Genomic DNA, 11,692 nt, shown 5'->3' on the forward strand with positions numbered 1-11,692 from the left:
AGACCGGAAGGACCATGACCAAACCGACGTACCGTCTGCTGACCGCGTTCCTCCTCGCGGCCCTCCTGCTGGCCGGCGTTCTCGCGTCGCCGGCCGAGGCACACCCGATGGCCACCTCGGCGGTCCTGCTGGACATCGGCGACGAACGGGTGGACGGGGAGGTACAGCTGCCGCTGGACCGGCTGTCCATCGCGGTGAGCCGCGACCTGACCCGGGATGGCGTCCTGGGCGCCGACCGGGCGTTCCTGAAGAGCTACACGGCCCAGCACATCAGTGCCGTCGGCAAGGACGGCGAACCCTGGACGGTGGAACTCGGCACGGGAACGGTCAGGTCGATCGACGCGTCGCCCCACCTCGTCTACCCCCTGGAGATCCGTCCGCCCGACGGCGAGGTCACCGCCTTCGATCTGCGCTACGACGTCATCGTCGAGGAACTGCTCACGCACAAGGTCATCGTCACCGTCGGGTACGACTTCGACCGGGGCATCCTGAAGACGGACGACGCCGAGACCCTGGGCGTCTTCGACCACGCGACGAAGACCCTGTCGGTCCCCGCGGATGAGGGCTCCTGGCTGCGGGGCTTCGCCGCGACGGCCGGGGTCGGCATCGAGCACGTCGGCGAGGGCGCCGACCACCTCCTCTTCCTCCTCATGCTGCTGATCCCGGCCCCGCTGGTGGCGACAGGCGGCCGATGGCAGGTGGCGCCGTCACGCCGGCGGGCGATCACCCGGATCCTGCATGTGGTGACGGCGTTCGCGGTGGGTCACTCACTCACCCTGGCCCTGGCGGCGACGGGCATGATCGATCTCCCGACGCGGCCGGTGGAGACGCTGATCGCCCTGTCGATCGCGGTGTCGGCGATCCACGCGATCCGCCCCCTGGCAGCACGCGGCGAAGTCCTGATCGCCACCGGCTTCGGACTGATCCACGGCCTGGCCTTCGCCTCCCTGATCACGGACCTGGGCCTGGACCGAGGCTCCCTGCTGACGACACTGCTGGGCTTCAACCTGGGCATCGAACTGACCCAACTCCTGGTCGTGGCCCTGCTGATGCCGTCCCTGCTGGTTCTGGCCCGCACGCGCTTCTACCCTGCCTTCCGCGTCGCCCTGGCGGTCATCGGCCTGGTCTTCTCGGTGTCCTGGATGCTCGAACGCGCGGCTCTGACCTCCACCGACCCCTTCGAGAGCGTCCAGACCTGGCTGGTGGGGCACCCGCTGTGGGTGGCGGTGACGGTCGCGGGACTGGCTGCCGCCGCCCATGGAGTCGGGGCGCGGGCGCGTGAGGCGGCGGCCGAGCACTGACCGACCGACCGGGGTGCGGCCCACCGCACCCCGGTTCGGGAACGTGGTCCCTCGATTCATTTCGCAAGGAGGATCGTGCTCGGACGTCAGGGTTACCGGGATGGCTCGCCGGTCGGGATGCCGGCACCTTCCCCGCTGGAGGCGGGCGGCAGGCGGGAGGACACCCCCGTGAGGGTGCCGGCATCCCTGTCGGGTCAGCTCGTCACACGGAACGTGGCGTCGCTGCGCGCCGTCGCCGTGGAGATGGGGTCGAGCCTGAGTTCATACGCGTAGTGGCGGATGTACCGGTCGGGGTAGTTGTACGACTGGAACGACGACCATGTCGTGTCGGCGAGTCCGGCGACCTGGCGGAAGGTGGCGTCCTGGGCGAAGCCGGCGGTGCCGTCGTTGTAGGCCAGCTGGAAATCGAATGCGGAATGCCGCAGGAAGTACCCGGGGAAGTTCACCGACTCGAAGGAGACGGTGCCGGAGCCCACCAGGCCGGTTCTCATCCGGAACTGGGAGTCCTGGCTGGTACTGACGTTCTGGTCGATGCGCACGTCGAAGTTGGTGTGCCGCACGTACCGGTCCTGGAAGTTGTACGACTGGAGCCGGTTGGCGGTCGTGTTGGGCCAGCGTGCGAGCACGCGGCTCTCCTCGGCGGCCGTCATGTTCAGGATCCAGCCGTGGCGCTTCTTGTTGACGCCCATGTCGTAGCTTCCCGATGCCGGGACCTGGTAGGTGCTGGGATCGGACGGGTTCGTCGTCACGACCGGCATGTAACCGCCGTTCGAGGCGTACTGGTCGACGTAGACGGCCCACTTGTTGCTGCCGTTGAACTTCATCCACATCGGGCCCTCGACCATTGCGCCGGTGAGGCCGACGCCGGAGAGGTCGCCGAGGGTGGTCCACGTCCCCAGGATCGAGTTGCTGCCTTCGAGCGTGATCTGACCGTCGCCGGAGGCCCGCACGTAGCGGTAGTCGCCGACGCCGGACGGCACGTCGATGATCTGGGTGTCGATGATGCCCTGGGTACCGGGGCGGTCGATGTAGAGCTGGGGGGTGGTGATGGTCTGGAAGTCCGAGGTGCGGGCGTAGTAGATGCGGTGCTTCAGTACGCCGTTGAGCGTCGCGTTCGTCGCCCAGTACAGGACGTAGTCGTTGGTGGCCGGGTTCCAGATCGCCTCCGGCGCCCAGGCGTTGCGCCCGTCGGGAATCGCGCCGGCGACGTTGAGCAGCCGCGGCTGCGACCAGGTGGCGAGGTCCGTCGACTCCCACACCACGAGGTTGCGGCTGCCGTTGGAAATGGAGTCGCCCCACGACTGCCCGCAGCCGATGCACAGGTCGGTCGCGATGATCCAGTACTTACTGCCGTCGGGGGATCTCACCAGTGCGGGGTCGCGCACCCCCTTCGTGCCGACCGTGGAGCGCAGGACCATCCCTCCGCCGTTGAGGTCGTTCCAGTGCAGGCCGTCCGTGCTGTGCGAGAGGTACATCTGCTGATTGGTCGACCCCTCCCCGGTGAAGTGCACCATCAGGTAGCCCGGGTCGGCGGCAGCGGCCCGCTCGGGTGTGGTCAAGGCTTGGGACGTGAAGAGCAGGCAGGCGGCGACCAATATCGCCGCCAGCCGGGAGAGAAGCCTGGCCATGTACATCTCCTGTCTTACTGCGGGGTGCCGTGATCGGGTGAAGGCGGGGTCGAGGGTGAAGCCGGTCTCTGTGCCTGCGGGACAGGACCTGCTGTCGCGTGACGCGGAACGTCGCGTCGGGCCGGTCAACGGCCGAGGAGCCGGAGTTTTCGCCTGAGCGTGGCGGCGACCGGTGACGCCGCGGCGGCGGGCTGCGTGACGGGTGGAGAAGACAGGGCCGGCAGGGGAGCCACGAGAGTGAACCCGTAACGGGTGCGGTACACCGCTGTCTCCTTTGACGGCCATCAAGTTCGAAACTTCGAACATCGTGCGCACCTTCGACCGGAAGATAAGTTTCGGCCAGGAGCACGTCAATGGAACCGGCCAGTTTGCTGCCAAGTAAATTTGTGGGTGCCAAAGCACCGCGACCTGGAAAAGGCCCCGTCGGCCGGACTCAGAAAGTATGCGGACTACCCTCGGGCCCACCTCTGGGTGGCGTTGCCGGGCGTCGGCCTCGCCGCTGCCGCACGGCACTTGTGCCGTCGGACAGCTGATTCGCCAGGTACTCGTCCAGGCAGGTGTTCCCGCTCACCGTGATGGCGTGGTTCCCGCCGCCCTGCACTACCACCATGCTGGAGTGCTTGAGCAGGTGGTGGACGGTGCCGCCGCCCTCGTACAGGGTGACCGCGTCGTTCGTCGCCTGGAACAGCAGCACAGGCGGCAGCTTGGTGTTGGCGACGTTCACCGGCTTGTGGCGATGTCCTTCTGGGTGCCGTCGAGGACGGCGCCGGCGGGCGCCGGGCCCGGCGCCCTCGCCAGGTCCGGCACCCGCCGGCACTCGGTCACCCGACGGTTCGGTAGGCGTTCAGGTGGGTCTGGGTCACCGTGTTGCCCTGCCGGTCGACGAGGGTGGCCCTGAGGCTGACCTTGCCGGGCTTGGCCGGGTGGGTGAGCGTCACGTACCGCTTGCCGTTCGCGCCGGTGTGCACGGGGACGTTCTTCCAGGTGTGGCCGCCGTCGTACGACACCCTGACCGTCAGGGACTTCACGGCGCCCTTGGCGGCCGCCGGGCCCTGGATCCCGACCGGGACGGTGAGGCGGGTGCCCGCCTTCGCCGCGCCGCTGAGGCTGAGCCGGGGCGTGAAGCGGACCACGGACAGCGGCAGCCGGGCGAGCTGCGTGCCGGGCACGTAGTCGGTCGTGAAGGTCCACACCGCCGAGACGCTGTTGCCGTAGGTGAAGTCCTTGGCCGGGGTGCGGGTGGCGTCGATGCTGAGCCGGTAGGTGGCCCGGTGCTTGAGCAGCCCGTTCTGCGTGCTCAGGTAGCACGGGTCGTAGCGGAGGTCGGTGATCGTCGTGTGCCCGGAGGTCAGGCGCATGCGGACGTTCGCGTCGGAGACGTTGTCGTGGCCCGTGGCGTCGGCGAACATCGGGAGGCACAGCGTGTAGTACGTGCCCGAGTGTGCCGCGCCCGCCTCGCCGTAGCGGGTGCCGTTTCCGGTGATGGGGCCGAAGACGCCGGTGTTGAACGTCTCCCGGTAGCTGCGGCCGGGTTCGAAGCGGCGTGAGCGCGGCATGTCGAACATGTCCATGAGCGAGTGGGCGTCGGTGCCGACGTTCGCCACCAGTGACCAGCGCAGGCCGTTCTCGGTGGACATGTACTGCACGATCGAGGCGGACGGTACCGGGCGGTCGTCGGCGGTGCTGCCCCCGACCACCAGGTTCGGCCAGCCTGGCGTGATCGTGGTGGCCGTCGTCTGGACGAAGCTGCCCGGGGCGTTGGAGCCGACCGGGGTGACGAGCCTGGCGAGCCCCCGGGTGGTGTACGTGCGGGTCAGGCCGGTGAAGAAGGAGCCCTTCCGGGTGGCGACCAGGTTGTACACCGGCCCGGTGTCACCGTGCTGCCAGAGCCCACCGATCTGGGCGATGAAGTCCTTCGCCCCGGCCGCGGGCCCGATCTGGCCGAGGTAGACGTGGTCGTAGAGGTCGATGGCCTGCAGGCTGTTGTAGTAGTCGTGGGCGGTCTTGGCGCCGCGGGCCCCGAAGGAGAGTTGGCCGTCGGCCAGGTTGGCGCGCTTGTCGGGGGCGGTGATGTGGACGGGCTTCGCGGCACGGGCGTCGAGGGTCACCGTGGTGTCCTTGTCGACGACCAGGCCCGGCGCGACGAGCTGGGTCGCCTCTTCGGAGGTGTCCGTCTCCCGCTGGAACAAAGCGTCGACCAGGTAGCGGCCCCTGGGCACGCGGAGGGTGACCGTGGTCTTCGCGCCCTGGCTGTCGCCCCCGCCGGAGCTGTCGTAGGGGGCCCACTGCCGGTCGCTGTCCAGGGCGACGAGATTCGAGAGGTCGGGGACGGTCGGCTTCCCGTTCCGGCCGACGGCCTTGAGGGTCAGGTTGTACGACTCGGCCTCGCGGGTCACCCCGAAGGTGGTGCGGACACTCTGGCCGGTGGCCGTCGTCGCCACGACGGTGCCGCCGAACAGGCCGTCCGTGCTGCCGGCCCGGGTGTCGGTGGTGAGGATGTCCGTCGCGGTGCCGCCCGCGGGGACGGTCAGCCGGGTGGCGGAGAGGGTGAACATGCCGGCCGGGGCCGCCTTGCCGCCGGGGCCGGTCGCGGTCGCCGCCAGGTCGAGGGTGACGGGCTGGTCACCGGTGTTGCGGTAGGTGAGGGTCCGCTGCTCGGGCTTGTCGTCGGTGTGCGGCCAGCTCTGCGTCCCGAGGGAGAACGAGGGGGTGTCGACGACGACCGCCTGCTGGACGGCGCGGGCCACGTCGACGCGGCCCGTGCCCTGCTCGTACGGCGAGGACGTGCCGTTCAGCGGCACGGCGGAGGCCATCAGCGCGGCCTTGATCCGCTGCCCCGACCAGTCCGGGTGCTCCTCGGCGAGGATGGCCGCGGAACCGGAGACGTGCGGGGTCGCCATGGACGTACCCGACAGGCTGACGTAGCCGGCGGTGGCGACCGGGTCGCCCTCGACGCCGTGGGCGGCCTTGGCGGAGACGATGTCCACGCCGGGGGCGGAGATGTCCGGCTTGAGGTCGCCGTCCGCGTCCGGGCCACGGCTGGAGAAGTCGGCGAGGCGGTCCTTGGAGTCGACTGCCGCGACGCTGAGCGCGGCGGCGGCCGAGGCGGGCGAGTCGGTGGTCCCGGCGGCGGGGCCCTCGTTGCCCGCGGCGATGACGAACAGCGCTCCGGTGGAGGCCGACAGGTCGTTCACCGCCTTCTCCATAGGGTCGACGCCCTGTGTGTCGGTCGCGCCGAGGCTCATGTTGATCACCTTGGCGCCCTGCGCGGTGGCCCACTGCATCGCGGCGATGAGCGTCGAGTCCGACGTGGTGCCGTCCTCGGAGAACACCTGGCCGATCAGCAGTTTCGCCCCGGGTGCGACGCCCTTGTACCGGCCGCCGCTGTCGGCCCCCGAGCCGGCGATGGTGGCGGCGACATGGGTGCCGTGTCCGTCCGTGTCGTCGACGGAGCCCGACCCGGCGAAGTTCTTCGACCCCACGACGGCGCCCTCGAGGTCGGGGTGGGTGGCGTCGATGCCGGTGTCCAGCACGGCGACCTTGACGCCCTTGCCGTCGTACCCGGCCTTCCACGCCGTGGGCGCGCCGATCCGCGCCGTGCCCTGTGTCGGGTCCGGTGACTGGTCCTGTGCCTGCGGTGCCTGGACCTTGGCGTCGAGCCAGACCCGGTCGACACCGTGTTCGGCGGTGACGGCGTCTCCGGTCCCGGTGGGCCGGGTCAGCGCCTTCCACACCTCGGTGGCATCCGGTTTGCCGGTGGTGAGCGCCTGGCCGTGCACGGCGGGCAGCTGGCGCTCGACCTCGGCGTCCGCCGAGCGCAGCGCCGCCTTGGCGTCGTCCGTCGCGGTGCCCTTGTAGGAGACGATCAGCGGCAGGGTCGTGCGGTGGGTGTCGTCGTAGCCGTCCGCGATCAGCTGGGTGACGTCGAACAGCCGCCGGTCCAGGCGCCCGCTCGCCAGCAGGGACGCCGCGTCCAGGGGGACGACGTAGGTGTGACGGGCGTACCGCCGTACCGACATCGGGATGTCCGTACGGCCCTTGCCGTGGGCGACACCGACGACGTGGCCCGCTCGGTCGACGCCGACGGTGTCGCCGGTGATCAGCGTGACGCGGGTGGTGGCCCCGGCCAGGCGGCTCGGCGGCTGTTCGGCCGGGCTCGGCGTCGCGAGGGCGGTGAGGGCGGTGGCGGTGAGCCCGCCCACCGCCAGCAGCGCGGCCGCGCCGTAGGCCACCGGCCTGCCGCGCCGGTGCAGTCTGTGCTTGTTACGCAAAGGAAGATCCTCTTCCCCAGATCGATGGTGGGAGGTGGTCTGGGGGGAGTCTTCGGGGCGGAAGGGTTGTCCAGCAGGCCCCTTTCATCGGCTGTGGACAATTCCGAGACAGCAGATCGGTGCGGATTGCGACGTTTTGCGGGAAACGTGCCCACCTGCCGGTGGACGGCCCGGCGCACCCATCGCTCGTCGAGCGCGCCACCCCCACGCGGCGGCCGGAAAACGGCCGGGCCTCCCTGGCCGTCGAGCAGAGCGGTTCCGGATGCGAGAACACCTTCCAGCCGTCAGCCTCTGCAGCGCGTCGCACCTGCACCAGCCGGTCTTTCGGAGTGCCGCTTGCGATTGCCGTCCCGACTTGGCTGGGAAGCCTCCCGCCACCTACGAGAGTCCGGTCCTGGACGCTTTACCTGCCTTTAAACGGCTCGAAGGTATGCTCCAGGTCCTCGCCTTCCGACAAGTCGGCAGGAATCCGGCCTGATCCGCCGCGCACGCCCGCGTGACGCATCCCACCCCGACAGTCCGTCCTTCAATGGCACAGGACATCGCGGGTGGGGCCGACGAGCCGCCGCACCGACACCGTGACGCAGCAGCGGGTCGGCGTGGACCACAGCAGGTTTCGGCGGAAATGTAACGTGACCGCCCTCCCCTTGTGTTCGAACGTTGAAATGACTGTTGAAAGGTGCGCCCCGGTGGGACGACGCGAGAAGCCGGTGGACCCCGAGGCCGGTCCGGTCCAGCGGCTCGCGCACGATCTGCGTGTCCTGCGGGAGAAGGCGGGCAGTCCCACCTACCGGGAGATGGCCCGGCGGACCCACTACTCGTCGAGCGCGCTGTCCCACGCGGCGGGCGGGGAACAGCTGGCCTCGCTGGCCGTCGTAGTGGCGTACGCGACGGCGCTGGACGCCGACCCGGAGGAGTGGGAGGAGCGCTGGCGGGAGTCGAAGGGGGCCGTCGAGGCAGAGGCGGTGCGGGAGGTTGCCGCGGCGGACGAGGACACTTTGCCGCCCTACCGGGGGCTCGCCCGCTTCGAGCCCGGTGACAGCGACCTCTTCTTCGGCCGGGACCGGCTCCTCGGTGAGCTGCTGGAGCTGGTGCGGGAGCACCGCTTCGCGGCCGTGACCGGACCGTCCGGCAGCGGCAAGTCCTCTCTGCTGCGGGCCGGGCTGATCCCCGCGCTGCGAGGCGCCTCGGGCGACGGCCGTCCGGCGGTGATCCGGGTGCTGACGCCGGGCGAGCGGCCCGCGCACACCCATGCGGGGGCGCTGACCCCGCAGGACGGCGAGCAGGACACCTGGGTGATCGTCGACCAGTTCGAGGAGCTGTTCACCCTGTGCCAGGACCGCGCGGAGCGGGACCGCTTCCTCGGCCTGCTGCTCGCGGCCCGCAGGCCGGAGAGCCGGCTGCGGGTGGTCGTCGCCGTGCGCGGGGACTTCTACGGCCACTGCGCCGCCCACCGCGAGCTGGCCGAGGCGGTCGGCCGGGCGGGCCTGCTGGTCGGTCCGATGGGCCCGGACGAGCTGCGCGAGGTGATCACCAAACCGGCTGCGGCGGCCGGCCTGCTGGTGGAACGCGCGCTGACCGCTCGCATCATCGACGAGGTCGGCGACGAGCCGGGCGCACTACCGTTGCTGTCGCACGCCCTGCTGGAGACCTGGCGCCGGCGGCACGGCCGTACGCTGACCGCGGCCACGTACGAGGCGGCCGGCGGGGTGCACGGCGCGATCGCCGTCACCGCCGAGCATGCCTACGTCGGCCTGTCCGAGGACCGGGCCCGGGCGGTCCGCCGCGTCCTGCTGCGTCTGGTGGTGCCCGGCGAGGGCACCGCCGACACCCGCCGCCCGGCCGAGCGGAGCGAGCTGGACTCCGGCCCGGGCGCGGCCGGTGTGGTGGAACACCTCGCCGCGAACCGTCTCATCACCCTGGACGGCGCCACCGTGGAGCTCGCCCACGAGGCGCTCATCACGGGCTGGCCGCGGCTCGCCGCCTGGATCGAGGAGGACCGCGAACGGCTGCTCGCGCAGCGCCGGCTCGACGAGGGCGCCCGGCTCTGGGAGGAAGTGGACGGCGATCCGGGCGCCCTGTACCAGGGGACGAGGCTCGCCCGGGCCGAGGAGTTGTTCGGCGCCGACGAGCGGCCGGAGGACGATCTGACCGCGCGGGAGCGGGCCTTCCTCACCGCCTCCCGGTCCGCCCGCGACGCGGCGGCCAGAAAGGGGCGTGCCCTCGCCGCCGTGCTGTGCGCACTCCTCGTCCTCGCCCTGGCGGCCGGGCTGGTGGCCTGGCAACAGAACCGGACGAGCGATCAGGAGGCCGCCAAGGCCGCCGCCCGCCGGATCGCGGCGTCCGCGGCCGGTCTGCGCGCCGCCGACCCGCGTACATCCGGGCTGCTCGGCGTCGCCGCCTGGCGGGTCGCTCCCCTCACCGAGTCCCGGTCGGCACTGCTCGGAGCCCTGTTCCAGCCGGAGCGGGACGCCTTCACGGACACGCAGGACGGCCAGGACGTCCGGCGCTTCCTCACGGGCGGCGGCCGGACGCTGGTCAGCGTGGCCGGCCGCCGGGTGAGCCTGCGGGACGTGACCACGGGCCGCCGGACCGCCTCGTACACGCTGCCGGACGGCACGGACGTGATCGCCGTCAGCCAGGACGCGAGGACCTTCCATCTCAGCGGGCCGGACGGCGAGCGGCTGTGGCACCCGGCATCCGGCACGTCCTCGGCGGGTACATCCTCCGGCACGCTCGGCAGCGACGCGGCCGTGCTGGGCTTCACGGCCACCGCGGACGGCTACCTCGTCAGCCCGGACGACACGGGCTCCGTACAGCTGCGCCGCACGGCCGACGACAAGGTCCTCTTCACCACGAGCCTGCCGGACGCCCCCACGACGGCCGCCCTCGACGCCCACGGCCGCGTACTCGCCCTGTGCCCCGTCGGTGGAGCGCCCCAGCTGTGGGACACGGTCCGCCACACTCGGCTGTCCGGCGCCTGGGACAAGGACCAGACCATTTGCGGTACCGGGACCGGCGCCGACGGCGGCGACCGCGTCCTGAGCCTCAGCCGGGACGGCACGCGACTGGCCGCCGTCTCCGGCACAGCCCTGTACGCCTGGGACGTCCACAGCGGCCGCCGGCTCGTCGACACCGTCAGCCCCGGAGACGGCGGCTTCACCCAGGCCACCTTCACCCCCGACGGACGGTTCCTGGCCACGGCGGACAGCGAAGGCCTCGCGGTGTGGCGCCTGACCGACGGCGGCCTGCGGATCTTCCGGGCCGCGCTGACCGGCACACAGGCCCGGGAGCTGACCTGGGACCCGGGCAAGGACCGGGTGCTGCGCTTCCTCGACGGCACCACCGTCCGTTCGTACGACGTCACCTCCCGCCTCGCTCCCCGCTGGCAGAGCACACCGGCCGACGCGACCGTCCTCAGCCCGGACGGCGCCACCCTCGCCACCGCGTCCAGGTCCGGTGCTGCCTACCGCTTCGAACTGCGCTCCACCGGCACCGGCCGCGTCCTGGCCCACAGCACGCTCTCCGCCCTGCCCACGAACACCGGCAACGCACCGCTGCTCGTCTTCAGCCCGGACGGCCGGGCCCTCGTCACCAGTGACCTCGTGCGATCACACGGCTCCGAGCGGCAGCGGTTCACCGTGTGGGACGTGCCAGGGCACAAGGTCCGCACCTCCGCGGAGCTCGCGGTCACGGGCGGCGGCCCGCTGGCACCCGTCGTCCTCGGGCCCGACGGCCGGACACTGCTGCTCCCTGGCTTCGCCGGGAACGACGCCACCACGGAGGTCTGGGATCTAGGCACCGGCAACCCCCACCGGACGGCGACCCTGCCGGGGCTCACCGGGGACGTCGTGGCCGCGCGCCCCGACGGACACCTGCTCGTCGGATCCGACGGCCAGAGCGCGCGGCTGCCGTCCGGCCGGGTCACCGGCCGGGAACTCGCCGACGGCAGGACGGTCACCGCCTTGGCGTTCAGCCCCGACGGCAGCCGACTGGCGGTCGGTGACGAGTCCGGCCGGGTCACCCTGTGGGACGGCGACGCCGAGCACCGGACCGGCGTCCTGACTGCGTTCGCCGGTGCGGACGGCCAGGAGGCGGTGACCGCGCTCGCCTTCTCGTCCGACGGCCGCACCCTCGCGGTCGGCGGCGACGACAGCACCCTCCAGCTCTGGGACACCTCCTCCCAGCAGCTCCTGGGCACCGACCTGCCCACGTCCGGCGACGAGATCCGGTCGGTCGCGTTCGGCGGGGACGGCAACACGCTCTACGCCGCCTCCCCGCACACCCCGCTCCTGACCTACTCCCTCGCCCCGGGGCGGGCCGCCGAGGCCGTCTGCGCGCGCACGGGAGGCGGACTGACCAGGGCGCAGTGGCGAACCTACGTCCCCGACGCCCCGTACCGGGAGATCTGCGGCGGGACGTGATTGTCCAGAGGTGACGGCGGGGGTCGCTGGACAACCACCGGGCCCGTGAGGATCGGGGCGTGGCCGTC

At 71.5% G+C, this 11,692-nt stretch carries 5 protein-coding genes and 1 pseudogene; 2 read left to right on the forward strand and 4 right to left on the reverse strand.

Going from position 1 to position 11,692, the window contains the following annotated elements:
• The first annotated feature begins 14 nt into the window (after positions 1-14).
• Positions 15-1,301: a HupE/UreJ family protein gene (locus G3I71_RS04075; RefSeq protein WP_164312524.1), complete on the forward strand. Its 1,287-nt coding sequence runs from the start codon at positions 15-17 to the stop codon at positions 1,299-1,301.
• A 194-nt stretch (positions 1,302-1,495) separates the two neighbouring features.
• Here the strand turns inward: G3I71_RS04075 and G3I71_RS04080 are convergent, their stop codons facing one another.
• The 4 genes and pseudogenes from G3I71_RS04080 to G3I71_RS04095 form a co-directional block, all read right to left on the reverse strand.
• A complete protein-coding gene (locus tag G3I71_RS04080; protein WP_164312693.1) occupies positions 1,496-2,929 on the reverse strand; it encodes a glycoside hydrolase family 43 protein in 1,434 nt (477 codons plus the stop codon).
• A gap of 125 nt (positions 2,930-3,054) precedes the next feature.
• Complete coding sequence (locus tag G3I71_RS04085; RefSeq protein WP_164312413.1) at positions 3,055-3,192, reverse strand: hypothetical protein; 138 nt, start codon at positions 3,190-3,192, stop codon at positions 3,055-3,057.
• 202 nt (positions 3,193-3,394) lie between these two features.
• Positions 3,395-3,659: pseudogene (locus tag G3I71_RS04090) on the reverse strand (alpha/beta hydrolase); the annotation flags it as partial.
• Positions 3,660-3,750: 91 nt separating this feature from the next.
• Complete coding sequence (locus G3I71_RS04095; protein ID WP_239148877.1) at positions 3,751-7,200, reverse strand: S8 family serine peptidase; 3,450 nt, start codon at positions 7,198-7,200, stop codon at positions 3,751-3,753.
• 689 nt (positions 7,201-7,889) lie between these two features.
• Here G3I71_RS04095 and G3I71_RS04100 point away from each other — a divergent pair.
• A complete protein-coding gene (locus G3I71_RS04100) occupies positions 7,890-11,624 on the forward strand; it encodes a hypothetical protein (protein ID WP_164312525.1) in 3,735 nt (1,244 codons plus the stop codon).
• Positions 11,625-11,692: the final 68 nt, after the last annotated feature.

Source organism: Streptomyces sp. SID12501, from assembly GCF_010550245.1.
GTDB lineage: Bacteria > Actinomycetota > Actinomycetes > Streptomycetales > Streptomycetaceae > Streptomyces.